Origin of the sequence: Knoellia sp. p5-6-4 (assembly GCF_029222705.1) — a bacterium.
Lineage (GTDB): Bacteria > Actinomycetota > Actinomycetes > Actinomycetales > Dermatophilaceae > Pedococcus_A.
In genome coordinates this window covers 603,058-628,529 of record NZ_JARGZF010000002.1, presented here as the reverse complement: position 1 = coordinate 628,529, position 25,472 = coordinate 603,058, and the positions used below count along the sequence as shown (strand labels likewise).

24 protein-coding genes and 2 tRNA genes are annotated in these 25,472 nt (G+C 71.4%); 11 read left to right on the top strand and 15 right to left on the bottom strand.

The features are described 5' to 3' along the window. Positions 1-50: 50 nt before the first annotated feature. The 3 genes from trmB to P2F65_RS14460 all read left to right on the top strand — a co-directional run bounded on the left by trmB (position 51) and on the right by P2F65_RS14460 (position 2,493). Complete coding sequence (gene trmB / locus P2F65_RS14470; RefSeq protein WP_275809091.1) at positions 51-731, top strand: tRNA (guanosine(46)-N7)-methyltransferase TrmB; 681 nt, start codon at positions 51-53, stop codon at positions 729-731. Between the two features lie 107 nt (positions 732-838). Then, a complete protein-coding gene (locus tag P2F65_RS14465) occupies positions 839-1,363 on the top strand; it encodes a hypothetical protein (protein WP_275809088.1) in 525 nt (174 codons plus the stop codon). Beyond that, positions 1,360-2,493: an LLM class flavin-dependent oxidoreductase gene (locus tag P2F65_RS14460; RefSeq protein WP_345803703.1), complete on the top strand. Its 1,134-nt coding sequence runs from the start codon at positions 1,360-1,362 to the stop codon at positions 2,491-2,493. Before P2F65_RS14465 ends, P2F65_RS14460 begins: the two co-directional genes overlap by 4 nt. Before the next feature lie 15 nt (positions 2,494-2,508). On the opposite strand, the gene P2F65_RS14455 is transcribed toward P2F65_RS14460, so the two are convergent. Both P2F65_RS14455 and chrA read right to left on the bottom strand, forming a co-directional pair. Further along, on the bottom strand, positions 2,509-2,919 hold the full coding sequence (locus P2F65_RS14455; protein ID WP_275809085.1) for a hypothetical protein: 411 nt from the start codon (positions 2,917-2,919) through the stop codon (positions 2,509-2,511). Positions 2,920-4,373: 1,454 nt separating this feature from the next. Further along, positions 4,374-5,756 (bottom strand): chromate efflux transporter, encoded by a 1,383-nt coding sequence (gene chrA, locus P2F65_RS14450; protein WP_275809081.1) that lies wholly within the window; start codon positions 5,754-5,756, stop codon positions 4,374-4,376. A 643-nt stretch (positions 5,757-6,399) separates the two neighbouring features. Here chrA and P2F65_RS14445 point away from each other — a divergent pair. After that, positions 6,400-7,707, top strand: a complete 1,308-nt coding sequence (locus tag P2F65_RS14445; RefSeq protein WP_275809079.1) for a transposase — start codon at positions 6,400-6,402, stop codon at positions 7,705-7,707. A 114-nt stretch (positions 7,708-7,821) separates the two neighbouring features. Here P2F65_RS14445 and P2F65_RS14440 read toward each other — a convergent pair. Then, a tRNA-Gly gene (locus tag P2F65_RS14440) sits at positions 7,822-7,895 on the bottom strand. An 82-nt stretch (positions 7,896-7,977) separates the two neighbouring features. Here P2F65_RS14440 and P2F65_RS14435 point away from each other — a divergent pair. Then, a tRNA-Pro gene (locus P2F65_RS14435) sits at positions 7,978-8,054 on the top strand. A gap of 67 nt (positions 8,055-8,121) precedes the next feature. Here the strand turns inward: P2F65_RS14435 and P2F65_RS14430 are convergent. From P2F65_RS14430 to P2F65_RS14415, 4 genes are all read right to left on the bottom strand, one after another. Further along, positions 8,122-9,093 (bottom strand): zinc metalloprotease, encoded by a 972-nt coding sequence (locus tag P2F65_RS14430; protein WP_275809076.1) that lies wholly within the window; start codon positions 9,091-9,093, stop codon positions 8,122-8,124. A 102-nt stretch (positions 9,094-9,195) separates the two neighbouring features. Then, on the bottom strand, positions 9,196-10,617 hold the full coding sequence (locus P2F65_RS14425) for an NAD(P)/FAD-dependent oxidoreductase (RefSeq protein WP_275809074.1): 1,422 nt from the start codon (positions 10,615-10,617) through the stop codon (positions 9,196-9,198). A gap of 45 nt (positions 10,618-10,662) precedes the next feature. Then, entirely contained in the window at positions 10,663-11,184 is a 522-nt protein-coding gene (locus tag P2F65_RS14420) for a hypothetical protein (protein WP_275809071.1), read from the bottom strand. A 53-nt stretch (positions 11,185-11,237) separates the two neighbouring features. After that, positions 11,238-11,765, bottom strand: a complete 528-nt coding sequence (locus P2F65_RS14415; protein WP_275809070.1) for a hypothetical protein — start codon at positions 11,763-11,765, stop codon at positions 11,238-11,240. A 130-nt stretch (positions 11,766-11,895) separates the two neighbouring features. On the opposite strand from P2F65_RS14415, the gene tig reads away from it, so the two are divergent. Together tig and P2F65_RS14405 are read left to right on the top strand one after the other, a co-directional pair. Next, the gene (gene tig / locus P2F65_RS14410) at positions 11,896-13,263 is read left to right on the top strand and encodes a trigger factor (protein ID WP_275809067.1); all 1,368 of its coding nucleotides are present in this window, start codon (positions 11,896-11,898) and stop codon (positions 13,261-13,263) included. Positions 13,264-13,425: 162 nt separating this feature from the next. Beyond that, positions 13,426-13,848, top strand: a complete 423-nt coding sequence (locus P2F65_RS14405) for a hypothetical protein (protein WP_275809065.1) — start codon at positions 13,426-13,428, stop codon at positions 13,846-13,848. Between the two features lie 7 nt (positions 13,849-13,855). Here the strand turns inward: P2F65_RS14405 and P2F65_RS14400 are convergent, their stop codons facing one another. Then, entirely contained in the window at positions 13,856-14,944 is a 1,089-nt protein-coding gene (locus P2F65_RS14400; RefSeq protein ID WP_275809062.1) for a LacI family DNA-binding transcriptional regulator, read from the bottom strand. 17 nt (positions 14,945-14,961) lie between these two features. On the opposite strand from P2F65_RS14400, the gene P2F65_RS14395 reads away from it, so the two are divergent. The 3 genes from P2F65_RS14395 (at position 14,962) to P2F65_RS14385 (ending at position 17,795) form a co-directional block, all read left to right on the top strand. Further along, positions 14,962-16,293 carry an MFS transporter gene (locus P2F65_RS14395; protein ID WP_345803712.1) on the top strand — a complete coding sequence of 444 codons (1,332 nt, stop codon included), beginning with the start codon at positions 14,962-14,964 and terminating at the stop codon, positions 16,291-16,293. Between the two features lie 177 nt (positions 16,294-16,470). Beyond that, entirely contained in the window at positions 16,471-17,085 is a 615-nt protein-coding gene (locus tag P2F65_RS14390; protein WP_275809056.1) for an ATP-dependent Clp protease proteolytic subunit, read from the top strand. 68 nt (positions 17,086-17,153) lie between these two features. Beyond that, positions 17,154-17,795, top strand: coding sequence for an ATP-dependent Clp protease proteolytic subunit (locus tag P2F65_RS14385; protein ID WP_275810675.1), 642 nt, complete (start codon positions 17,154-17,156; stop codon positions 17,793-17,795). Positions 17,796-17,864: 69 nt separating this feature from the next. On the opposite strand, the gene P2F65_RS14380 is transcribed toward P2F65_RS14385, so the two are convergent. Both P2F65_RS14380 and P2F65_RS14375 read right to left on the bottom strand, forming a co-directional pair. Continuing rightward, the gene (locus tag P2F65_RS14380) at positions 17,865-18,290 is read right to left on the bottom strand and encodes a hypothetical protein (protein WP_275809053.1); all 426 of its coding nucleotides are present in this window, start codon (positions 18,288-18,290) and stop codon (positions 17,865-17,867) included. A gap of 227 nt (positions 18,291-18,517) precedes the next feature. Next, positions 18,518-19,588, bottom strand: coding sequence for a TerC family protein (locus P2F65_RS14375; protein ID WP_275809050.1), 1,071 nt, complete (start codon positions 19,586-19,588; stop codon positions 18,518-18,520). A 312-nt stretch (positions 19,589-19,900) separates the two neighbouring features. On the opposite strand from P2F65_RS14375, the gene clpX reads away from it, so the two are divergent. Continuing rightward, positions 19,901-21,184 (top strand): ATP-dependent Clp protease ATP-binding subunit ClpX, encoded by a 1,284-nt coding sequence (clpX, locus tag P2F65_RS14370; RefSeq protein ID WP_275809048.1) that lies wholly within the window; start codon positions 19,901-19,903, stop codon positions 21,182-21,184. Positions 21,185-21,261: 77 nt separating this feature from the next. Here the strand turns inward: clpX and P2F65_RS14365 are convergent, their stop codons facing one another. Genes P2F65_RS14365 through P2F65_RS14345 form a run of 5 tightly spaced genes read right to left on the bottom strand, consistent with a single transcriptional unit; the run spans position 21,262 to position 25,394 of the window. Next, positions 21,262-21,783, bottom strand: coding sequence for a hypothetical protein (locus tag P2F65_RS14365; protein WP_275809046.1), 522 nt, complete (start codon positions 21,781-21,783; stop codon positions 21,262-21,264). Continuing rightward, entirely contained in the window at positions 21,783-23,171 is a 1,389-nt protein-coding gene (locus P2F65_RS14360; protein WP_275809044.1) for a DUF58 domain-containing protein, read from the bottom strand. Before P2F65_RS14360 ends, P2F65_RS14365 begins: the two co-directional genes overlap by 1 nt. Continuing rightward, positions 23,168-24,196, bottom strand: a complete 1,029-nt coding sequence (locus P2F65_RS14355) for a MoxR family ATPase (RefSeq protein ID WP_275809041.1) — start codon at positions 24,194-24,196, stop codon at positions 23,168-23,170. The genes P2F65_RS14360 and P2F65_RS14355 overlap by 4 nt, the downstream gene beginning before the upstream one ends. Beyond that, positions 24,193-24,699: a hypothetical protein gene (locus P2F65_RS14350; protein ID WP_275809038.1), complete on the bottom strand. Its 507-nt coding sequence runs from the start codon at positions 24,697-24,699 to the stop codon at positions 24,193-24,195. The genes P2F65_RS14355 and P2F65_RS14350 overlap by 4 nt, the downstream gene beginning before the upstream one ends. Continuing rightward, on the bottom strand, positions 24,696-25,394 hold the full coding sequence (locus P2F65_RS14345) for a DUF4129 domain-containing protein (RefSeq protein ID WP_275809036.1): 699 nt from the start codon (positions 25,392-25,394) through the stop codon (positions 24,696-24,698). The genes P2F65_RS14350 and P2F65_RS14345 overlap by 4 nt, the downstream gene beginning before the upstream one ends. Positions 25,395-25,472: the final 78 nt, after the last annotated feature.

Below are 25,472 nucleotides of genomic sequence, written 5' to 3'. Positions count from 1 at the left end.
GGCCCCGGTCCGCGCAGGGCAGGTCCTGCGGTGACCTACCCTTGACGCCCGTGACCAGTGAGCCTCGCGTGCGCACCTACAACGCCCGTCGCGGCCGGATGTCTCCGCTCACCCAGAGCCGGCTCGCGGAGCTCGGGCCGCGGCACGGCATACCGGAGGGGCCGCTCGATCCCGAGGTGGCGTTCGGTCGCCGAGCCCCGCTCGTGCTCGACATCGGGTGCGGCCACGGAGCGGCCGCCATCGCGTATGCCGTGGAGCACCCCGGGCACGACGTCCTCGCCGTCGACGTCCACCCACCAGGGGTTGCGCGCATGCTCGCGGCGGCCCACGCGCGGGGAGTGCGGAACCTGTGGGCCCACATCGGTGACGCGGTCGCGCTGCTCGAGACGCGCATCGCCCCGCGCTCGCTGCACGCGGTGCACCTGTTCTTCCCCGACCCGTGGCCCAAGGCGCGGCACCTCAAGCGGCGCTTCATCCGCGAGCACACCCTCGACCTCATCGCCGAACGGCTCGAGCCGGGAGGCGCGCTGCTCGTCGCCACCGACCACGAGAGCTACGCGGCGCACGCCCTCGACGAGCTCGAGGCCCACCGCGCGTTCGAGGTCGGCGCGGCCGCGCGTCCGGCGTGGCGGCCCCACGACGGTTTCGAGGCCAAGGGCCTCGCCGCGGGACGGTCCGTCACGGACCTGCGGGCCGTCGTGCGGCTCTCGGGCGGGCGGCGCACGGGCTGAGCCCCGCCCGGGGTCCCGCGCCGGGACCTTGGCCACTGGCGACGACGGCCGTGCCGGGCGACCGTGGGGTGGGAGCCTGCACCGGATGCGGCTCGAGGCTCGTCACTGTGGCGGGAGGTGGCATCGTGCTCGAGCTCGTCTCGACAGCCGTGGTGCCCGGGGCCAGCGCGGGTGAGGTGCTGCGGTTCATGCTGGAGCCGACGGACTCGGCTTACCGGTCGTGGTGGCCGGGGGTGCACGACCGGTTCCACATCACGTTCCGCAGCCGCCGGCCCGACCACGTCGGCGACCGGGTCCTGATGGACGAGCGGGTCGGACGGCGGCGGCTGAGGTTCGCCGGCAAGGTCGTCGAGGTCGTCGCGGACCGTCGGGTGGTGTGGCAGCTGCACCAGGGCGTGCCGCTGCCGGTGCGCCTGCGCCTCGACCTCGAGGACGCCCCTGCCCGCAGCGACGAGGTCCCCTCCGTGCGGGTGCGCCACACGGTCCGGGCGGGGTGGGCCGGGCCCGGCCGGGTCGCCGATCCGCTCCTCGGGCTCTACCTGTCCCGTGGGTTCGCCGCCGACCTCGATGAGCACGTGCGCACCGAGTTCGCCCGGCTCGGTGCCGTCCTCAGCGGGGGGCGGTCCCGGTGAGCGGACGGGTGCGGGTCGGGTTGCAGCTGGGCACCCAACCACCCTTGAGCGCAGTGCGGGCCTACCTGCTGGCGGCTCGGGCGATGCGGCTGGACTCGGTCATGGTCATCGACCACTTCCAGAACCTGTTTCCCAGCGTGCTCTGGGACCAGGACTTCACGTGGCTGGCCAAGCGCAAGCCCACCCCGCACGACCACCTCGACTACCAGGCGCTCATGGGCTGGGTCGCCTCCCGGGCCGGCCGTCTGCAGCTCGGCGTCGGCGTCACCGACCCCATCCGACGTCACCCCGTCGTCATCGCGCAGGCCCTGATGACCGTCGCGCACATGACCGACAGGGCCCCGGTGCTCGGCATCGGTGCCGGGGAGCTGCTCAACATCGCGCCCTACGGGCTCGAGTACGCCGGGCGCACCAGTCGGCTCGAGGAGGCGCTGCAGGTCATCCGACTCTGCCTGGACGCCGGTGCGCCCGGTCCGCTGAACCTCACCGGACGGCACTTCCGCCTCGACGACGCCCGCGTGGACCTGCGCGCCCCCAAGGGCCGGAACCCGAGGGTGTGGGTCGCCGCGCACGGGCCCCGCACCCTGAGCCTGGCCGGTCGGTACGGCGACGGCTGGTACCCGACCATGGTCACCAGCCCCGAGCAGTACGCGACCCAGCTGGCCACCGTGCGGGACGCCGCCTCCGCGGCCGGACGCAACCCCGCCTCCGTCACCGCGGCGCTGCACCGGTTCACCGTCATCGCCCGCACCGAGGCCGGGGCCCGCGCCATGCTCGACACCCGCCCCATCCGGGCTCTCGCGCTCGTCGTGCCCGCTGCCCAGTGGCGGGCCGTCGGGGCCACCCACCCGTTCGGGGACGACTTCACCGGCCTCGGGCAGTTCCTGCCCGAGCAGCAGGACAGGGCCGACCTCGAGCGCGCCATCGCCGCCGTCCCGACCGAGATCCTCACCCGGGGGCCGCTCCTGTGGGGGACCGTCGAGCAGGCGGTGCGCCGGCTGCGCGAGTACCAGGCGGCCGGGCTCGAGCACGTCGTGCTCTCCCCGGTATCCGGCCTGGTCTCGCCGGGCGCGGCCCTGGAAGGGCTGTACGCCACGGGCGCCATCGCACGGGCACTGCGCCGCGACTGACCCCTCCGCCAGCCGTTACCGGGTTCCCGGGTCGCCGGGGCCGGGCAGCCTGTGCTCGGTGAACGGCACGTCCAGGTGGCGTCGGGCGAGCTGCCGCTGCAACGCGGTGGTGAACAGTCCCCGACCGGGTCGCTCCGCAGCTGCGACCACCTCGTCGGTCAACCAGGCCCTGGTGAGGTCGTGGGTCGACCGGCCGACCCGTCGCGCGGCGACACCGAGGTCCATGGTGGTCCTCACGCCGCAGCTCGGCGAGCCTGCCACCCCGACCACCGCCACCACCTCCACGCCCGCACCGGCGGCGTCGGCGACATCGCGCGCCACGGTGCCGGCCAGGCGGGCGTACCGCCACCGCAGGTACCTCTCGATCACCGGCAGCACCAGCGGAGCCGCAGCGGCCGCCCGCCGGTGGGTGAGCACCCACAACATGGGCGGCCGGCGCACTCCACCCCATGAGCGCTGTTCCGGGCACGGCATCTGCACCAGCCCAGCCCCTTCGTCCAGGTACGGCTGCAGGGCTGCTGGCACCGCGCCCGGGCACGCGGCACCGCCGGGGTACCGGGTGTTCTGGTTGAGCAGACAGGCGAGAGCTCGACCACGCGGCGGCTGCGCCCGTCCACCAGTTCGGGCGGCGGGCGCGGAGCACCGACGCGCCGTCGACTGTCCACCCGTTCACGATGCGGCCTCGACCCGGCCCCGGGCAGGGCCGCAACTCCCTCCGGAGGCTCCTGCCTGGCCCCCGTCGATCGGGCACCTGGGTGGCACGCCCGCACGGGAGAGCAGGGCAGGAACGACGAAGCCGCAGGTCGGGGGAGGCCCCTGACCTGCGGCTTCGTGGGTGGAGCGGGTGACGAGAATCGAACTCGCGTAGCCAGTTTGGAAGGGCGGCCAGCCCCTGCGCGGCCGTCGGGTTGAGCACGAACCAGACACCGCTGGGTACCCCGTCGAGCCGCTGATCGCTCACGCATTGGGCACGTAGTGGGCACGCGGACGGCCAGGAAGAGGCGCCGACCCGATGGCGGAGCAGTGGAGGTCGGCCCTCGTGCAGGTCAAGGCCGCCCGGGCATCACGAGGTGCTGTGGCGGTACACGGAGTGTGCACCGTGACCGGGCTGGAAGCTGCGGCCTTGACGGGCTCGGGGGTGCCGGCCGGATGCTGCGGAGTCGGGTCGGCGGCTCGTCGGTGAGGCCAGGCTCCCCTCACGGCCGGGGCCGCGAGGCCCGGCCAGCGCGGCGGAGCCGCGCCTTGATCTTCTTAGAGGTCAATTCAGCAACAGCGCCGAAAGGCCTGTGTCCTGTCTCGGGTGATGCTTGACGGTCGTGTGTCAGCCGATGCTCGACACCCGATCACAGGACCGAGCGGATCGCGGCATGTCCGTGCGCCCGGCGGCATCCCTGTCACAGGACACTACGTGCGTGATCCTGCGCCCGAGCCCCACGAACCGAGTGGCGAATGCGTTTCCGGGCGTCTGCACAATCGCCTTGTCCCTCCTGCCCTTGTCTCTTGGCACGGGAGCCGAGCGAGCGCTGGTTCTCCTTGGCGTTCCAGGGCTCGTCCTTGCCGTCCGTGGGTACCGCCTCTCGGCCCAGACTCGACAGGGCGAATTGGTGGTGCATGGGTACCTCCGCAGCCGAGCCATTCCGCGGACCGCCATCGTCGAGATCACAGACTCCTCCACGGTGATCTGGACCGATGGCGACGGGCGGAAACGCCGAACCCCGATTCTGGCGTTCAGCACGCAACCCGGGATGCTGACGAGCGCCGCGGAACACCACGCAGAATGCCGGAGACGACTACAGCGATGGGCGCGGTAAGTAGCCTCGGTACGACGCGCTCAACTCGGCATGACCACGGGGACAGCGGCATGAGGGGACGCTCGGCAGTCAGGTAAGGGCTCCGGCGACCTGCCACGCGACCCCTGCGAGGGCGCATATGCCCAGCGTTCGCAGGACGCTCCACTTGAGGCGGAAGGTCGTCAGGAAACCGAGGATCGTGATGGCCACTGCGGACCAGACGACGGTTCCGGGGACGGGCAGGCTCGTTTTGACCGGTCCCCACGTGTGCTGCTGGGTGTCGGAGAACAGGGTGTGAAGTGCGAAGTAGAGAGCGAGGTTGGCGATGACGCCGACGACGGCGGCGGTGATGCCCGACAGTGCCGCGGAGAGGCTGTGGTTGGCACGGAGGCGCTCAACGTAGGGGGCTCCGAGGACCACGAAGAGGATCGAGGGAACGAACGTCACCCACGTCGTCAGGAGCGAGGCGATGACTGCTGCCACCCACGGGTTCAGCGAGCCGGGGTCGTGATAGGCCCCGAGGAACGCGACGAACTGGACGACCATGATGAGAGGCCCGGGGGTCGTTTCGGCGAGGGCGAGGCCGTGGACCATCTGGCTGCCGGTCAGCCAGTGGTAGGTGTTGACGGCCTGCTGGGCGACGTAGGCCAGGACGGCGTAGGCGCCGCCGAAGGTGACCACGGCGGCACCGGAGAAGAACTTGCCCTGTTCGACGAAGACGCTGTTGGTGCCGAAGGCGGCCGCTGCGGCGGCGACGGGGGCTAACCAGAGCACCAGCCCGGTGACCAGCACGAGCAGGCTGTGTCGTTGTGATGGCCGCTCGTGGTGGAGTGCGGCGTCGCTGATGAGGGGTGGCGGCCCTGAGGTTCTCTCGGCGGTCGGTGCCTGCGGGGTGGTCTTGGTGGCGCGGCCGATCAGCCACCCGATCAGGGCTGCGGCGGCGATCACGACCGGGAAGGGGGCGGCGAAGAAGGCCAGGGCGATGAGGGAACAGGCGGCGACGACGACCTTCCATCGTGCGGTTAGGGCCCGGCCGCCGACCCGGACGAGGGCTTGGACAACGATCGCGATGACGGCGGGCCCCAAGCCGAGGAAAACGGCCTCCACCGCAGTGGTATCCCCGTAGCCGACGTAGATGGCGGAGAGCGCGAGTAGGACCACGACTCCGGGGAGCACAAACAGCACACCGGCGATGAGGGCTCCTCGGATCCCGTTGAGGAGCCATCCGACGTAGGTCGCCAGCTGTTGCGCCTCAGGGCCGGGCAGCAGTGTGCAGAAACTGAGGGCGAACAGGAACCGCTGCTGACCGATCCAGCGGCGTTCTTCGACCAGCATCCGCTGCATGACGGCGATCTGCCCGGCCGGGCCACCGAAGGTCTGCAAGGACACCAGGAACCAGGCACGCGTGGCCTCGCGCAGGGGGACAACGTCCGAACCGTTCGGGCTCCTGTGGCCGGGCTTCGAGCTCTGCACGGGGACACACTCCCACCGAGGCCGACCCAGCACGCCGCTGTTCGCTCATCGGCACGGTCGAAACGTCCTCAACTCGGCATGACGGCGCTAACAGCGGCAGTTGTGGACGTTCCACTCGCCACGCCGCTTCAACCACGGTGTCGGCTGCGTCTCGTTCTCTCAAGCCGGTCGGCCAGCCCGACCAAGACAATGCCGAGGATCATTGGAGCCGCCACGCACGTCATGCGCCACCAAAGCGGGATGCTTGGGAGGAAGACGAAGCGTTGTACCAGCCACGCCACCGCAAGCACCCCGCATATGACAACTGCGGCCCTTAGAGCGGTGAGGGCGACAGGCTTCATGCGGTCAGGGTAGGCGTTGCCACCCAAAGCGTCCCCCAGATCGCTTGAGCCGCGCTCGAACTAGGCACACGCTCTGCGTACTTGTTTCATTGACGGCAGGATCGGTGCCCGCGCAGGCTCGGTCCAGGTGTCCGGGTTGGTCGCTCTCATCAGCGGCTGTCCTTCCTTCGGGGTGTGACTCTCATCTGGCTTGCGCCGCCCGGGCACCGCAGGGCCGGAGAGGCTGAAGAAGGGACTGTGCTGCCGGAAGTAGCGGTGCCCTCCGCGCTCGAACCACACCGGGTCAAGAGCAAGGAGTCACCGTGAACAGGAGTCAGCCACCGCAGGTGGTGATCGGGGTGGACCCGCACAAGCGCAGCGTGACGATCGAGGTCATGAGCGCCGATGAGGCCGTGCTGGGAGGTGGACGGTTCGGCACCGACCTCGAGGGCTTCGCGGCAATGCTCGCCCACGTCCAGGCGTGGCCGGAGCGGACGTGGGCGGTCGAGGGCTGCAACGGGATCGGCCGGCATGTCGCGAACCGGCTCATCGCTGCAGGTGAGCAAGTCGTCGATGTGCCGCCGGCCCTGTCGGCCCGCGCCCGGGTGTTCGCCACCGGGCAGGGCCGCAAGGCCGACGCCACGGACGCCCACTCGGTCGCCTTGGTCGGCACCCGGATGACCGGGCTGCGGCCGGTGGTCCCCGACGCGCAGCGGGAGGTGCTGCGGATCCTGGTCGACCGGCACCGTGCCATCGGGCAGGAGCACACGTACAAGGTCAACCAGCTGCATGCCCTTGTGCTGGAACTGGTTCCGGGCGGCGCCAAGCGCACCTGTCCGCCGATCCGCGGTTGGAGACAGGGGCTCATCGATGGCGGACTGGGTCAGAGCACGACGTCGAAGGCCTATCGGTTGGTGCGATCCATCTTCGCCACGGCCGTCGACGACGAGGTCATCGTGCGGAATCCGTGCCGGATCAAGGGAGCGAGCGTTGACCGGACACCCGAACGGCCTGTGCTCGCGCTTGACGAGGTCTTTCGCCTCGCTGGCGTCATCGAGCATCGCTACCGGGCCATGGTGCTCCTGGCCGTCTTCGGATCCCTTCGTTACGGCGAGCTCCTGGGACTGACCCGGGCGGATCTCGACCTGGCTGGGGCGCGGCTGCACGTCCGACGTGCGGTGGCCGAGGTCAATGGGTCGCTGGTCGTGAAGGCACCCAAGACAGCCGCCGGAACGCGAACCGTCGCACTGCCTCGGTGGGTCGCTGACGAGCTGGTCGACCACCTCCAGCGTTACGCCGAACCGGGAGATGACGGCCGGTTGTTCGTGGGGCCGAAGGGCTCGTCCCCGCGCCGCAGCCACTTCTCCCAGGGCTGGAAGCGGGCCCGCGTCGAGGCTGACATCTCGGAAGCGGTCCACTTCCACGACTTCCGCCACACCGGGAACCACCTGGCCGCTGCCACGGGCGCCTCGACACGCGAGCTCATGGGGCGGATGGGCCACTCGAGCATGCGGGCCGCGCTGATCTACCAGCACCGCACCGCAGATCGGGACCGGGTCATCGCAGACGCCCTGAACCTGCTCGTGGAGCGAGTTGAGGACCTCGTCGATGAGTCCGACAGGGCCTCGTGATCGCCCGAGGAACCGTTGCGGATTGGGCACGTAGTGGGCACGCCGCCGTGGTCAGGCAACGGAGAACGACGAAGCCGCAGGTCGGGGGAGGGCCCTGACCTGCGGCTTCGTGGGTGGAGCGGGTGACGAGAATCGAACTCGCGTAGCCAGTTTGGAAGACTGGGGCTCTACCATTGAGCTACACCCGCGTGGACCCCGGCCGGGGGCCGAGGATCCGAGGCGCTAGCCTAATGCCCGCTCTCGCGAGTGCTGAAATCGGCTCGCCGGGAACGGGGTATGGCGCAGGTTGGTAGCGCGTCCGCTTTGGGAGCGGAAGGCCGCCGGTTCAAATCCGGCTACCCCGACCACCACATCGTGCCTCGAGGTGGAAACGCCGGGTTCCCTCGGCGTTTCCACCTCGAACGTGGAAGGCTCTCAGCCCTTGCTTCCGGCCCCACTGGCGCGGAACGCCACCCACGCGTCGCTCATCCGCTCGGCCTGGCCGCGCGTGAACATGTCCATGCACGAGTCCTGCGTGTAGTCCATGAAGTTGTGGATCGGGTCGTTGCCCGGCGCGGCGCAGGTGTCGGCTCCCACCGGGCAGTTGAACTGCGGCTGGGCCTCCTTCGGGGTGTCGGCGACGTAGTCGCCCGAGGCCGAGCAGCCGTGGGCGAAGGTGTGCTCCAGCATCAGCCAGTGGCCGACCTCGTGCGTCAGGGTGTCGCCGAGGGCGTACTTGCCCGCCGTGCCACCGGGCATCGACTCGTCGAGCAGCACCACGCCGTCGATGTAGTCGCGGCCGTTGTTGTAGCCCTTGGGGAAGTAGGCCCAGCCGAGCAGCCCGCCGCCGATGTCGGCGGAGTAGACGTTGAGCGTTCGGGAGTCGCCTTCGTGGAGGGCCGCCTTCATGTCACGCTCGTTCTTGCCGGGCACCACGGTGTACCAGCTGGGGTCCACGACCCAGTTGATCTTGGCCAGCGAGAACCTGAACGGGGTGTCCGCGGCGGCCGGTGCGGTCTGACCAGAGAACGCGGCGTTGAGGACGTCCATCTGGTCGTTGATCATGGTCGTCATCCGCTGCTTCTCGGCCGCGGTCAGGGGGTGGTCCGAGATGGAGTGGAAGACCGTCTCGACCTCGACGTTCCCGTCGCCGAGGTAGGCCGAGTCGGGCAGGACCCCGTAGGCATTGGCCTCGTTGTCCGGGTAGAGCTTCGGCTCCTGCGCGGTGGCGCCGTCGGCGACGCGGGCAGCAGTGCTCAGCGTGCTGCCGGGTTCGCAGGCTGCTGCGCCCGCAGAGGCTGCGCCGGTCGGGGCGGCGCTCACCGCGCCGGAAGCGGCGCCGGTGGCCAGGACGGCCGCTGCAGCGGCCCCCACGATGGCCAGGCGCAGGGAAGAGGTTCTTCGCATCGTCAATACCTTCCGCTGTACGGAGCCCCGGTGGGAGCCTCCGCCGGACGCTACCGGGCGAAAGGGACTTTCAGGTGCTTAGCGGACGCGCGGTTGCGCAGGTCAGATCCCGTACTTCTCGAGCAGGCGCAGCCAGATCTCGCTCATCGACGGGAAGGCCGGCACGGCGTGCCACAGCGTCGTCAGCGGCACCCTGCCCACGATGGCGATGGTGGCCGGGTGGATGAGCTCGGCGACGTCCTGTCCGACCAGCGTCACGCCGACGATGGTGCTGGCGTCCTCGTCGACCACCATGCGCGCCTGCCCCTGGTAGCCCTCGGCCTGCAGCCCTGAGCCGGCGGCCTGGTCCATCGGGACGTCGACGACCCGCACCCGGAGGCCGCGCTCGCGGGCCTGTTGCTCGGTCAGGCCGCTGGCGGCCACCTCCGGGTCGGTCCAGACGACCTGCACGGTCCCGAGGTCCTCGGCCCAGGGGGTCATCGACGCCTCGTCCACGGGCCGGGCCGTCGCGCGCGCCGCGACGAGGTCTCCGCAGGCGCGTCCCTGGTACTTGCCCATGTGGGTCAGGAGGGCGATCCCGTTGACGTCGCCCACGGCATACAGCCACGGCCGTGGGCCGGCGACGCCCTCGACCTCCATGCGCGCGTTGACCCGCAGGTGGCCCTGGTCGTCGGTGAGCGCACCGACGGTGTCGAGCCCGAGGTCGCCGGTGTTGGGCACGCGCCCGACCGCCACGAGGACCTCGTCGGCCGAGAGGCTGCCGCCCTGCTGGAGCTCGACCGTGACCTCGCCGGTGGGCCCGAGGCGCGAGACCTTGCTCGCGGCCGTGCCCGTGCGCACGTCGACCCCACGGTCGCGAAGGCCCTGGGACACGGCCTCGGACGCGAACGGCTCCATGCGGCCGAGCAGGCGGTCCTGCTGCTCGACGATCGTGACCGCCGACCCGAGGGCGGCGTAGACCACCGCGAGCTCGCACGCCACCGGGCCGCCGCCGAGCACCACCAGGCGCTCGGGGACGCGACGGGAGGTGGTGGCCTCCCGGTTCGTCCAGGGGTTCGCGTCGCGCAGGCCGGGGAGGTCGGGCACCAGCGGTGCGGTGCCGGTGGCGACGATGACGGCGTGCCGCGCCTCGTGGACCCGGCCGTCGACCTCCACGCGACGCTCACCCACCAGGCGTCCCGAGCCGCGCACCAGGTCGACGCCCACCTTCTCCAGCCAGCCCACGGCACCCCGGTCACTCAGGCCGTCGATCCAGGTGTCGCGGCGGTCGAGCACCCCCTCGCGGTCGACCTCGGCGCCCTTCGAGCCCTGCACGCGCTGGGAGGCCTGCGTCACCAGCACCGGCCGCAGCAGCGCCTTGCTGGGGGAGCAGGCGTAGAAGCTGCACTCGCCGCCGACGAGGTGCTTCTCGACGATGGCGACCGTCAGCCCTGCCTTGCGGACCCGGTCGGCCGCGTTCTCTCCGACGGGTCCGGCGCCGATGACGATGACGTCCCAGGTGTGGTGGACCGTGTTGTCAGCCATGCCCCGAACATAAAGGGGCGTGCACGGCTCGGCCCGCCGAGCGGCTCAGCCGCCTCCGCCGTCACCGCCTCCGCCTGTGCCCAGGTAGCCGTTGTTGTTGCCGAAGGCATAGGGGTGGTCCGCCGGGTCGCTCCAGTTTCGATGCTGGCGCGCCTGCCACTCCTCCTCCTGTGCCGGCTCCGGGTCGAGCCCGTCCCACGCGGCATACCCGGTGAGGAGGCCGAAGGCCGCCTCGGACAGCAGGGCCGCGTCGGCCAGCCGCCGCAGCGGTTCGGCGGGGCAGTGCCGCAGCAGCGCGCCGGGGGAGCGCCGTTCGCCGAGCACCACGAGGCGGGAGAGGTGCGGGATGTCGTCGGGCTCCAGGCGCAGCCCGGCGACCAGCTGCTCCTGCACCGTGCGGAGCACCGTGGCCCGGTCGTCGGACGACACCTCGGCCAGCGCCTCGAGGTGCACGTGCTCGAGGGCGTCGGTGGGCGCCGAACGCAACAGGTACCGGTACTGCCGCACGACGAGGTCCTCCTGGTCGGGCGCGACAGACGTCGTGGCCGCCCGCTTGAACAGCCTCATCTGCCGACGGTAGACCCGCAGGGGCGGTGCGGTAACCCCCCCGGAAGGGCCACTCAGAGCAGGGCGCTGCCCGGCTGCCGGCCCTGCAGCGCGTCGGCCAGTCCCGAGCGGCCCCCCTCTCGGTCGAGCGCCTGCTCGAGCCGCCGGGTGATGCGCTCACTCGGCCAGACGTGCCACAGCAGGAGCAGCAGCGAGAGCGTGCCCCCCACCAGGTAGGTCTTGGCGGTCTGCGGCTCCACGACGAAGGCCGCGGCGAGGGAGATGATCGCGACCGCCTCGCACAGGGCGAAGCGCACCATCATGAGGGACCGGTATGCCGCGACGCCGGCCGCCGCCGCCTCCTCGGCCGCGGTGCCGGGTCGCAGCGCGGGCCACCGGTAGCCGACGACCTCGACCACCGCGTGCGCGGCCACGGCCAGGACCCCCAGGGCAGCGGCCACCCAGACCGGCGGGTACCCCGCCGCTCCGAGGACCATGAACGCGACCACCCCGATCATGACGACGGCGCTGATGAGGGCGCCGGCCAGGGTGCGCAGCGCGGCGATCGGTGCTGGTGGGGCCGGTGTGCCGTTGCTGTCCATGTCAGCACCCTAGGGCGCATTCGGTGCTGTGGCTCGGGACGGCTACGATGTGCTTTTGGCCCGGTCAGCACGCCGCACCCGGCGTCGGCCCCGGCATCCCCTGTCACCCACGATCCTGGAGTACCCCGCAGTGAAGAGTGCCGTCGAGACCCTCAACCCGACCCGGGTCAAGCTGACCGTGGAGGTCCCGTTCGAGGAGCTCAAGCCGAGCCTCGACGCGGCGTACAAGACCATCGGCTCCCAGATCCAGGTCCCCGGCTTCCGCAAGGGCAAGGTCCCCGCCCGCATCATCGACCAGCGCGTCGGCCGCGGCGCCGTGCTGCAGGAGGCCGTCAACGAGGCGCTTCCGCAGTTCTACGGCCAGGCCGTCGAGGAGAACAGCGTGCGGCCGATCGGGCAGCCCGAGGTCGACGTCACCGAGGTGCCGGCCGAGGACGGCCAGGAGCTGAAGTTCACCGTCGAGGTGGACGTCCGCCCCGAGATCACCCTGCCCGACTACGCGAGCATGAAGCACGAGGTCGACAAGGTCGAGGTCGCCGACGAGGACATCGAGGAGCGCCTCACGTCGCTGCGTGAGCGCTTCGGCACCCTCAAGGGTGTCGACCGCGCCGTCGAGACCGGCGACTTCGTCTCCATCGACCTCGACGCCAAGATCGGCGACGAGGAGATCGACGCCGTCACCGGCATCTCCTACGAGGTCGGCTCCGGCAACATGCTCGACGGCATGGACGAGGCCCTCGTCGGCATGTCCGCCGGCGAGACCAAGTCCTTCAGCGCCCCGCTCGCCGGCGGCGACCGCGAGGGCGAGGACGCCGACGTCACCGTGACCGTGCAGTCGGTCAAGGTCCGCGAGCTGCCCGAGCTCGACGACGACTTCGCGCAGCTGGCCTCGGAGTTCGACACCCTCGACGAGCTCAAGGCCGACGTCATCAAGCAGGCCGAGCGTGCGAAGAAGTTCGAGCAGGGCGTCCAGGCCCGCGACAAGGTGCTCGAGCACCTCCTCGAGACCGTCGAGATCCCCGTGCCCGACTCCATCGTCGAGGCCGAGGTGCGCGCCCACCTCGAGAACGAGGACCGCCTCGAGGACGACGAGCACCGCGCTGAGGTCGAGGAGAACACCCGCAAGGCCCTCAAGACCCAGTTCCTGCTCGACGCCATCGCCGAGGCCGAGGAGGTCTCCGTCGAGCAGCCCGAGCTCATCGAGTACCTCGTGATGTCGGCGCAGCAGTACGGCATGGACCCGAACCAGTTCGCCCAGGCGATCGACCAGCAGGGCCAGGTGCCCGCGATGGTCGCCGAGGTGGCCCGTCGCAAGGCCCTTGCCGCGGTCCTGGAGAAGGTCACGATCGTCGACAGCGACGGCAACACCGTCGACCTGAACGAGCTCAACGAGCGTCCGGGCCTCGAGCACGTGGCCGAGGACCTCGCCGAGCCGGCCGAGGGCGAGCAGCCCGAGGGTGCCGACGAGGCCTCCGAGGGTGCGGCCGACAAGGCCTGAGCTCTCCCGCTTTCGACGTAGGCCGCGGCTGGACACTGTCCAGCCGCGGCCTACGCCGTTGTGCGTGACGTCAAGTCGGACCTGTCCGACTTGCGGTCCGCTGAACGGACGGATCTGGTCTGGGCTCTGGACGCCGACCGCGGGCCGCCAGACCATCGCGCCATGGACGTCACCTCGTTCCACAAACTCCGCACCGCGGTGCAGGAGAACGCCGTGCCCGCGGGCTCCCTCGAGGTGCTCGAGCTCGAGACCGGGCTGCGAGGCGAGCTCGAGGAGAGCGGTTACTTCGACCAGGTCGAGGTCGGTTCGACCGCGGACCCCGACCAGCTGGTCATCGCGCTGTGCCGCTGTGCACCCGAGGTCCCCGCCTGGGAGGCCTCGTACCGCCTCGAGCACGTCTGGGACGTGCTGCGCGCCGGCTCGGCGTGGGAAGCCCACGCGGGCATCGTGACCGAGGAGCTCGCCGACTTCGAGGGGGCGATGACCTCTCCCGACGGCCGGCACTTCCTGACGGTCCACGTCGTGGCGCTCCGGCACGCCGAGGGCGCGGGTGCCGAGGGCGGCGCGCAGGCGCTGGGGAACTGACCGCCGTTCAGGCGGTGGCGCCGGGGGTCGGCGCCGGGGGAGCCGTCGTGGTGCCCACCCGGAGCTCGGTGGGCATGACGAGGTCGGCCACGGTGTCCCCGGTCAGCAGTGCCTGGACCATGGCGCCGAGCTGCTGGCCCTTCTCCTCGCCGTGCTGCAGCACCGTCGTCAGCGTGCCGGCGTACCAGGGCAGGTCGATGCCGTCGAAGCCCGTGACGCTGACGTCCTCGGGCACGCGGAGCCCGAGGTCCTGGGCGGCCCGGATGGCGCCGAGCGCCAGCAGGTCCGACTGTGCGACGACGGCGGTGGGGCGCTGCTCCTGTGGCACGTCGAGCAGCAGCCGGCCGGCGCGGCGGCCCTCGTCGACGTCGGGGATCGCGGTCTCGACCATGGGCGCCCCGTCGCCGAAGACGTCGAGGAAACCGAGCGCGCGGTCGCGGGCGTCGGCGTACTCCGCCGAGGCGAGGTCGGACGAGACGAAGGGCGCGGTGGCGCTGTCGGCTCGAAGCTGCATGGCGACGTGGCCGACCCGGCGGTGGCCGAGGTCGTGCAGGTGGCGCGCGGCAGAGGCGCTCGCGCCGCGCTCGTCGAGCCGGATCTGGGCCACGCGCGGGTCGTCCGGTGAGCCGTTGCCGACCATCGGGATGCCGCGCGCCGCGAGGTGGTCGACCACAGGGTTGTGCATGGGCCCGCACAGCGAGAACACGACCGCGTCGAGGGCGTAGCCGGCGAGCTGGGGGACGATGCGCCCGGGGTCGTCCTGGGACTGGGCGATGAGCAGCATCCCGGCGGGGATGGCGTCGAGCTGCTGGGCGAGGCCGTCGAGCACGCTGACGGCGAACGGATCGCGGAAGGCGTGCAGCAGGCGTCCCTCGACGATGACGCCGACCACGCCGGCCCGGCCGTGGCGCAGCGAGGAGGCCAGCGGGTTGGGCCCGGTGTACCCGAGGTCCGTCGCGGCCCTGCGCACCCGTGCGGCGGTCTCGTCCGCCACCGGGCCCTTGCCGCTGAACACGAGCGAGGCCGTGGAGGTGGAGACGCCGGCCCGGTCGGCGACCTCGCGCAGGGTGGCGCGGGCTTGACGGGTGGCGGCCATGGGCGACACACTATCGAATCGATTCGGTCGAATCGATTCGACCACGACTTCCACCCACCAGATCTTCCGAGCGAGCCGTGCCCGTGACCCAGCAGCCCACCCTCAGCACCGAGCGCCTCCTGGCGGCCCGCAACGCCGTCTTCATCATCTTCGCGATGAACGGCATGGCCTTCGCCACCTGGGCGTCGCGCATCCCCGACGTCAAGCAGACCCTCGGCCTCAGCGCCGGCCAGCTCGGCACCACGCTGCTCGCCCTCTCGGCCGGGTCGATCGTGGGCCTTCCCGCCTCCGGGTGGATCTCGCACCGCATCGGCGCCGCCGGCTCGGTGGCCCTCGGCCTCGGCTCGACGGCGGTCGGCGCCACCGTGGTCGGCGTCGGCGTCGACGTCGTGGGGGAGCGGTGGCTGGTCGCGCTCGGCCTGTTCCTGCTCGGCCTCGGCGTCGGGGTCTGGGACGTCGGCATGAACCTCGAGGGCGCCAGCGTCGAGCGCCTGCTCGGGCGCAACATCATGCCCCGCTTCCACGCCGCCTTCTCCGGCGGCACCGTCGTCAGCGCGCTCATCGGCGCCCTGATGGCCTGGCGGCAGGTGCCCCTGACGGTTCACCTGCTGGCCGCCGTGGTCGTCATCGTCGCCGTCTGCCTGTGGGCCACCCGTTCGTTCCTGCCGCGCGCCCTGGAGTCCGAGGGCGACGCGGACGCCGCGTCCGGCGCGCAGGACCCGGCCGCTTCCGGCGGCCGTGCCCGCCTGGGCGTGCTGTCGGCCTGGACCGAGCGCCGCACCCTGATGATCGGCGTGCTCACGCTGGTCGCCGCCTTCACCGAGGGCACCGCCAACGACTGGGTCTCCGTCGCGTTCGTCGAGGGTTACGGCCTTCCCACCTGGGCCGGCGTGCTGGCCTTCGCGACCTTCCTGTCCTTCATGACCCTGGGCCGCATCGCCGGCACCGGCCTGCTCGACCGCTTCGGACGGGTGGCCGTGCTGCGGGTGATGCTCGTCGTCGCCGGCATCGGGAGCCTGCTCGTCGTCTTCGGCACGGTTCCGCTCGCCTACCTCGGCGCCGCCATCTGGGGTGTGGGTGTCTCGCTGGGCTTCCCGGTCGGCATGAGCGCCGCGGCCGACGACCCCGAGCGGGCCGCCGCCCGGATCTCGGTGGTCGCCACGATCGGCTACACCGCCTTCATCGCCGGGCCCCCGCTCCTGGGCTACCTCGGTGACCACTTCGGCATCCTCAGGGCCCTGCTCGCCGTGGGCGCCCTGCTCGTCGTGGCGCTGCTGGTGCTGCCGGCCGTCCGCGAGCCCGAGCGCGTCCGCGCGCAGCACGAGGCGGCGGCTGCCGCAGCCGAGTAGCCCACCTCCCGGCGCGCTGGGCGCGGGCCTGAGCGGGCACGCGACGGTGCCGACGCGGCATACCGGCTTGTGCGCTGACGGCGAACATCGACACATCCGGGGACTTCCGCCGCGGACGCGGGCGTTAGGGTCAGCGTGAGCAACCAGCCAGCAAGCGCAACCAGCCTGAACGGAGACATGGTGAGCAGCACTGAGATCGTGGCCCAGAACGGGCCGCAGGGTGGTCTGGACGACCACATCTACAACCGCCTGCTCAAGGAGCGGATCATCTTCCTGGGCTCGGACGTGCGCGACGAGAACGCGAACGCCATCTGCGCGCAGCTCCTGCTGCTCGCCGCCGAGGACCCCGACAAGGACATCTGGCTCTACATCAACTCTCCGGGTGGCTCGGTCACCGCGGGCATGGCGATCTACGACACCATGAAGTGGGTGCCCAACGACGTCGCCACCGTGGCGATGGGCCTGGCCGCCTCGATGGGGCAGTTCCTGCTCAGCGCCGGCACCAAGGGCAAGCGCTATGCCACGCCCCACGCCCGCGTGATGATGCACCAGCCCTCGGGCGGCATCGGCGGCACCGCGTCGGACATCAAGATCCAGGCCGAGCAGATGCTGCACATCAAGAAGCAGATGGCCGAGCTCATCGCCGAGCACACCGGCCAGAGCCTCGAGCAGATCACCAAGGACTCCGACCGCGACCGCTGGTTCACCGCCGAGGAGGCCAAGGAGTACGGCTTCGTCGACCACGTCTTCAGCGACGCCACCCTGACGCCGGGTGCCGGCGGGACCAAGTGACCGACCGCCAGAGAAGGAACGCAGATCCCATGACGCACAACCAGAACGGCGGCCTCCACCTCCCGCAGATGGGCGGCGGCGTGCACGTCCCGGGCCCGAGCAGCCGTTACATCCTGCCGCAGTTCGAGGAGCGCACCTCCTACGGGATGAAGCGCCTCGACCCCTACACCAAGCTGTTCGAGGACCGCATCATCTTCCTCGGCGTGCAGGTCGACGACGCCTCGGCCGACGACGTGATCGCCCAGCTGATCGTGCTCGAGTCGCAGGACCCCGACCGCGACATCCTCATGTACATCAACAGCCCCGGCGGCTCGTTCACCGCGATGACGGCCATCTACGACACGATGCAGTACATCCGCCCGGACGTGCAGACCTTCGTGGTCGGCCAGGCCGCCTCGGCGGCGGCGGTGCTGCTCGGCGCCGGCGCCCCGGGCAAGCGGTTCGCCCTGCCCAACGCCCGCATCCTCATCCACCAGCCGGCCCTCGCCGGCGGTGACTACGGCCAGGCCTCCGACATCGAGATCCAGGCCAACGAGGTGCTGCGCATGCGCACGTGGCTCGAGGAGACCCTCGCGCACCACACCGGCCGCACGCCCGAGCAGGTCAACGAGGACATCGAACGCGACAAGATCCTCGGCGCGAGCGAGGCCAAGGACTACGGCCTCATCGACGAGGTGCTCGCCTCCCGCAAGGCCTCCCTCGAGGTCTGACTTCGCCACAGGCAGACGTATGCCGCCCGCTCACCTCGAGCGGGCGGCGTACCTTTTCCCCGGGCAGGGTCAGGCCGCGCGGTCCGCGTGCCAGTTCTTGCTGTTGCCCCGGGCGTGGTAGCTGAATGTCACGGTGTAGGTGTCGCCCTTCCTGACCTTGAACCAGTAGCTGTCGTCCTGGTGCCTGTCGAAGGAGACGTGGCGCGGGAAGTCGATGACATAGACCTTGGTCCAGCCCGTCCTGACCCGCGTGGTCTCGCAGTCGTAGGCCCTGCCCCCGAGGGTCACGGTCTTGTGGCGGTTGGACGAGTCGCGGATGCCGTAGTCGCCCCAGTAGTCGCGGTCGTGGTCGAAGTTGTGGATCTTCTGGCAGACCCTGACCCAGCCGAAGCCGGAGTCGTGGTTCTGCGTGGTGGCCTGGGCGGGCCCGGCCAGGGCGAGGGGGACAACGCTGGCTGCACCCGTCGCGGCGAGGACACGGAACACCGTGTTCATGGCTCTCTCCTCAGCGGTTCGGTGGCAATCCCTGCCCTTCCACGGTCGCGCGCCGAGCCATGCGGGTCTAGGCACCCCCGGTGTCATTTCCACGCACCCGGGTGGGGCAGGGCACTGGTCACCATCCAGGCGCACGGTGGCGTCTGGGGTCCGTCAACCGCCCACCGAGGGGCCGCCCGCTCAACGGAGCGGGCGGCCCCTCACGCATCTGGGCCCGGGGTGGTCGGTCAGTGGCGGCCGGCGGGCTCCGCCTCGGGCTCCGGCTCGGCGGCGCCCTGCGTGCGCGCCGCCGCGGCCTCGAGCTCGGCGCGCCGGCTGGCTCGCAGGCTGGTCATGGTGACGATGGCGAGGATGCCCACGATGACGCCCAGCGAGAGAAGCGTCGGCACCTCCGGGGTGGCCGGCCAGATGCCGTGCGCCCAGTGGAGCACGAGCTTGACGCCGATGAAGCCCAGGATCGCAGCCAGGCCGTAGCCGAGGTGGACCAGCTTGGACAGGGCGCCCTCGAGCACGAAGTAGAGCGCGCGCAGGCCGAGGAGGGCGAACGCGTTGGTCGCGAAGACGAGGTACGGGTCGCCCGTGATGCCGTAGACCGCGGGCACGGAGTCGACGGCGAAGACGATGTCGGTGGCGAGGATGGCGACGGTGACCAGGGCCAGCGGGGTGAGGGCCCGGCGGCCATTGTCACGGACGGTCATCCGCGTGCCGTGGTAGTCGTCCCTGACCGGCATGACCCGCCGGAGCAGTCGCACGCTGCGCATCCGCGAGATGTCGATCTCGTGGTCGGCGCCCTGCACCGCGTCACGCAGCAGCTTCACGCCGGTGACGAGGAGGACCAGGCCGAAGAGCAGGAAGGTCCAGTCGAAGTGGGCCAGCATCTGCGCGCCGAGGGCGATGAACACGCCGCGCAGGGCGAGCGCTCCGACGACGCCGATGAGCAGCACCCGCTGCTGCAGCTCCTTCGGCACCGCGAACGCGGCCAGCAGCAGCATGAAGACGAACAGGTTGTCGACCGAGAGCGACTTCTCGACCAGGTAGCCGGTGTAGTACTCGAGCCCGATCTGGCTGCCGTGCCGGCTCCAGATCCAGGCGCCGAAGGCCACGGGGAGGGCGATGTAGAAGGCCGACCAGCCGATCGCCTCGCGCATGGAGACCTCGTGCGGCTTGCGGGTGAGCAGGAAGTCGAGGACCACGAGGGCCAGGACGGCGGCGATGCTGACGCCCCAGAGAGCGGGGGTGCCGATGGAGCTGCCGGCGGCACCGGGGTCGGCGGCAGCGGCAAGGAGGGATGGTGACATGGTGGTCCTCAGGTCGTCGTGACGAGCTGAGGTCTCCTTCACCGCTGTCGGCCGGGATGCCGAACGCGGCGCCGCACCGGGAGCGACGTTGGGACGCTCGTACTGACCGGTGCGGCTCGTGGGAAGTACTCCCCTCGTTGAAAAGGATACGAATATCCGCCCGGAAGGCAACTGCAGGTCTTGTCCGCTGTCAGCGGACAAACGCGACTCAGGGCCGACTCGGGGCGTTCAATGGAGCCTGCAGGCCGGGTGGACGGGTAGCGTCTGCCCGACGTCGTTGCAGTTGCACACCCACTAGAGGAGGACCGTCACGTGGCACGCATGGGAGACGGTGGCGACCTGCTGAAGTGCTCGTTCTGCGGCAAGAGCCAGAAGCAGGTCAAGAAGCTGATCGCCGGCCCGGGCGTCTACATCTGTGACGAGTGCATCGACCTCTGCAACGAGATCATCGAGGAGGAGCTCGCCGAGTCCTCCGAGCTCGGCCTCGACGAGCTGCCCAAGCCGCGCGAGATCTTCGAGTTCCTCCAGAGCTACGTGATCGGCCAGGACGTCGCCAAGAAGGCGCTCGCGGTGGCCGTCTACAACCACTACAAGCGCATCCAGGCAGGCGAGGCCACCAGCAAGAAGGACGCCGAGTCGGTCGACATCGCCAAGTCCAACATCCTGCTCATCGGCCCCACCGGCTGTGGCAAGACCTACCTCGCCCAGACGCTGGCCCGCATGCTCAACGTGCCCTTCGCGATCGCCGACGCGACCGCGCTGACCGAGGCCGGTTACGTCGGCGAGGACGTCGAGAACATCCTGCTCAAGCTGATCCAGGCCGCCGACTACGACGTCAAGAAGGCCGAGACGGGCATCATCTACATCGACGAGGTCGACAAGATCGCCCGCAAGAGCGAGAACCCGTCGATCACCCGTGACGTCTCCGGCGAGGGCGTGCAGCAGGCGCTGCTGAAGATCCTCGAGGGCACCACCGCGTCGGTGCCCCCTCAGGGCGGGCGCAAGCACCCGCACCAGGAGTTCATCCAGATCGACACCACGAACGTGCTCTTCATCGTCGGCGGCGCGTTCGCCGGGCTCGAGAAGCTCATCGAGTCGCGCAACGGCAAGAAGGGCCTCGGCTTCGGCTCCGAGCTGCACACGCCCAAGGACCTCGCCGAGTCCTACGGCGACGTCATGCCCGAGGACCTCATGAAGTTCGGGCTGATCCCCGAGTTCATCGGCCGCCTCCCGGTCATCACCACGGTCTCGCCGCTCGACAGCGACGCCCTGGTCAAGATCCTCACCGAGCCGCGCAACGCGCTGGTGAAGCAGTACAAGAAGATGTTCGAGATCGACGGCGTCGAGCTCGAGTTCACCGACGAGGCCATCGAGGCCGTCGCCGAGCAGGCGCTCAAGCGGGGCACCGGCGCCCGCGGCCTGCGCGCCATCATGGAGGAGGTCCTGCTCCCCGTGATGTTCGACGTGCCCAGCGACGACGGCATCGCCAAGGTGGTCGTCACCCGTGAGGTCGTGCTCGAGAACGTCCTGCCGACCATCGTGCGACGCGACGAGGTCGAGGCGCCGGCCAAGCGGCCGCGCAAGCGCTCCGCCTGACCCACCCACCGGTATGCCGCGCAGCTGGCTCCCAGCCGCGCGGCACCGATGCGTCGTGCACCTTCGCCGCGCGGGGGTCAGCGGCGGGCGAGGGGCGACTGGCGCGCGATGAGGTAGAGCGCTGCGCCGAGCAGCGTCAGCCCGGCCAGGGCAACGTAGGTCATCGACGCCTCGCCGCGCAGGCTCTGGTCGCGCGTGGCCGCCGACGCCGCCCACACCGGCACGGTGGCCAGGGCGACCGCGGCCGTACGCAGCCCCCAGCGACGCAGCGCGGCCCGGGGGACCGGTGCCCCCGACGGCCAGGTGACCGCCGCCGCGGCGCTCACGTGCACCAGCAGCGCGAGCCACGCGCCGAGCAGGAGCCACAGCCAGGATCCCCAGCCCCGCGGGACCGGCGCCGAGCCCACCCAGTGCACCGCGTGGGCGGCGAGCAGCAGGATGACCGCGACCGACTCGGGTCGGCTCACGGCATACGGCGTGGCCACGGCGAGCGCCAGGGCGAGCAGGTGGATGCCGCCGCCCGCGGCGTAGACGAGGGCGACCAGCCCCAGCGACGACAGGGCCATGACGACGCGCAGCACGCGGTGGGAGGTCGACATCACCGGCTCACCACCCGCGGGGCGCGCGAGCGTCGGCCGAGGTCGCGCAGCACGATGTCGAGGGTGCCCGGCCCGGCCCAGGGCACGATCGGCACGCCGGCCTCGCGGGCCCGGCGCATCTCGTGCTCGCGCTCGAGCAGCCGGATCCGCCAGGCGAGCCGTGAGGCGTCCGGCGTCTTGTCGGCCTCGGGCATGAGGGTCTCGAGCAGGTGCGGGTCGAGGTCGGCGGAGGCCAGCTCGGGGGGCAGGGTGTCGATGGCGATCACGGAGATGCCGCGGCGCGAGAGGGCCAGTGCGTGGCCGAGCACGTCGGGTGAGATGGCCGGGGTCAGCACGACGACCAGGGCGCCCGCGGGCACCCGGGCGCGCAGCTGGCCGCGCAGCCGCTTCTCGTCGGCGACGGTGCCCTGCGCAGCCGTGGTCCGCGCCAGCGTGTCGAGCACCCGGCGCAGGTGGTTCCTGCCGGCGGCCGAGTCGAGCGCGGGCACCCCGCGGGCGCCGAGCACGCGCAGGCCGACCCGGTCGCCGGTGCGCAGGTAGTGCTCGGCGATGGCGCCGGCCGCGCGGACGGCGTTGTCGAGGCTGCTGCTGCGCCCGCCCACGCCCTGGCTGGTGCCGATGTCGTGCATCGCGTCGACGAGCAGGACGACCTCGGAGTCCTGGTCGGCGTAGGTCGACGTGACGTGCAGCTGGCCGGTGCGGATGCTCACCGGCCAGTGCACCCGGCGCAGCCGGTCGCCGAAGCGGAACTGCCGGATGTCGGCGAACTCCCCGCCGTCGCCGGGGTGGTGGGAGCGGTTCTGCCCCACGAGGCCGTCGGGGCGTGGCACGGGTACCCGGGCGGCGAAGGTGTCGGGCAGCGGCACCGTGGTCACCGGCCGGGACTCGACGACGTCGGGTGCCCACCGGTGGGAGCCGAAGGCGCTCGAGATGCTGAGCACGGCCGGGCCGAGCTGACGGCGGCCCCACCGGGTGGTGCGGCAGGCGACTGCCGCGGTGACCGGCCCCTGGGCGTCGCTCGCCGTCGCCACGGCTCGGCCGGCCGGCTCGAACTCGGTGTGCGGCGTGCCCATCAGCGCCAGCCCGACGTCCTCGACGCCCGGGCCCGGCTGCACCTCGGCGACCCAGCGGGTGGCCTGTCCCTCGCGGAGGGTGAGGTGGCGCGGACCGGCGGCGACGACGGGGGCCTGCTCGGGCCGGGTGGTGAACGACCACAGCGAGACGAGGAACAGGGGGGTGCCGAGGACGAGCAGCTCGGGCCGTCGCACGAGCACGCCGAAGACGACGAGGGCGAGCCCCACCACCGTGGCCCTGGTGAGGGCGGGGGTGGGCCGCCACGTCGCCCGGACCGGGGCGAGCTCCTCGGCGAGCTCGGCGGGAGCGGTCACCGGCGGGTGGGCGCCGAGGCCGGCCGCTCGAACCCGGAGGGCTTCGCCGCGGAGGCCGCGACGGTCGTGGCGCCGGGGGTGGGCGTCGACGACAGGATCGACTCGACCACGCTCGACGCGGTCACCTCGTTCATCCACAGCTCCGGCCGCACGGTCACGCGGTGGTCGAGGGCGGCGTGCGCCACGGCCTTGACGTCCTCGGGGGTGACGTAGTCGCGGCCCTGCACGACGGCATACGCGCGGGCGGTCAGGAGCAGCGCGAGCGAGCCACGCGGCGAGGAGCCCATGAGCAGGTGCTGGTGACGGCGGGTGGCGTCGACGAGCCTGACGCAGTACTGGCCCACGGTCTCGTCGACGGTGACGCCCTCGATGGCCTGCTGCATGGCGAGCAGCCCCTCGGCGTCGGTGACCTGGCCGACGGTCTGGGCCTCCCGGCGGCGGGCCATGCGGCGCTGGAGCACCTCCCACTCCTCCTGCGGCGTCGGGTAGCCGAAGTTGACCCGCAGCAGGAAGCGGTCGAGCTGGGCCTCGGGCAGCGGGTAGGTGCCCTCGTACTCGACGGGGTTGGCGGTGGCGAGCACGTGGAACGGCTGGGGCAGCGGGAAGGTCTCGCCCTCGACCGTCACCTGGCCCTCCTGCATCGCCTCGAGCAGGGCCGACTGCGTCTTGGGGGGCGTGCGGTTGATCTCGTCGGCGAGCAGCAGGCCGGTGAACAGCGGCCCCTGGCGGAAGGTGAACTCGTGGCTGCGCTGGTCGTAGAGGAACGAGCCGGTCAGGTCGGACGGCAGCAGGTCGGGGGTGAACTGGGCACGGGCGAAGCCGAGCCCGAGCGCCTGCGCGAAGGAGCGCGCCGCCAGCGTCTTGCCGAGGCCGGGGAAGTCCTCCATCAGCACGTGCCCACCGGCCAGGATGCCCGAGAGCACGAGCTCGGCGGCCCGTCGCTTGCCGACGACGGCGCGCTCCACCTCGGCGAGGATGCGCTGGGCCTGGTCGCAGACCTGGGGGAGGGAGTAGACGGTGGTCACGAGAGCTCCTCGAGTTTCTGGACGTGGCGGTGCAGCTGGTCGGTGGTCAGGCGTCCGGTGGGGCGCCGGGCGAGGTATGCCGTGAGGTCGGGGCCGAGCAGGGCCGCCGCCTCGGGGTCGGAGGGCTCGAGGCCCCGGTGGTCACGCAGGCGCTCGGTGGCCAGTCCGGCGAGCAGGGCGTGCAGGCGCTCGTGGCTCTCCGTGCTGCCCCTCGCGGCCAGCTCGACCTGCTGGCGCAGGCCGGACACGCGGGCGTCGGCTCCGCGCTCGGCGTCGGGGTCGAGCAGCTGGGTCTGCCAGTGCAGCGGCTTCTGCGACTGGGCGAGGCGCTGGGTGAGCACCGCGACGCTGCCCACGACGGCGAGCGTCGCGAGGAGCAGCCCGGGGCTGGTCAGCCAGGAGACGCCGACGGTGGCCACGCCGAGCACGACCGCGCCGGCGGCCGCGATGAGCAGCGGGTTGACCGGCGGAAGGTCCGCTCGGCTGCGGGAGCGTGGGCTCATGCGCGCAGGGCCTCCTTCGTCGCCGCCCGCCGCAGGTCGACGTGCACGGTGGTGAGCGCGTCGCGGGCGCGCGCCCGGTGCGCCTCGGTCAGCGCGTGCTCGGAGAACCGGGCCTCGCGGTAGAGCGACGCGAGCTCGGCGAGGGCCACGGCGTCGACGTCGTGCTCGGCGAGCACCTCGGCGACCACCTCCGAGGAGGTGCGGGAGCGGTCCTCCTTCAGGCCCGCCGCGGCGACCTCCTCCTCGAGCCGGACCCAGCACGCCACGATCGCGTCGGTGGGGGTGCCGGTCTCGAGGTGCTCCATGCGCGACGCGGCGCCCTCGAGCAGCACGTCGGGCAGGGTCTCGATCGCCGCACCGGGCTCGGGCTCCTCGACCGGCACCGGCCGGCGCTGCCAGAGCTCGCGGACCACCAGGAAGAGCACCGTCACCACGATGGCGACGATGAGGAGCCGCAGGCCCCAGACGATGACGGCGACGACGGTCTCGTTGGCGTCGGCCGAGCTGTAGATCTTCTTCGGCGGTGGAGGCACGTTGCTCCACTCCTCGAAGTCCGAGCCACGCGCGCTGCGCTCGCTGAAGCCGCTCAGGTTCTGGCGTCGGAAGAGGGCCACCGGGCCGGCCGAGGCCACCCACGCGCCGACGAACAGCGTGGTGACCGCCCCCACCAGCATCAGCAACCGTCCCCGCCTCACGACGCCCGACCCTAGGCGACCGGGCCGACACCGCGGGCCCACGGATACGAGTTTGTTACCTGTTTGCCGCAGCTCGGC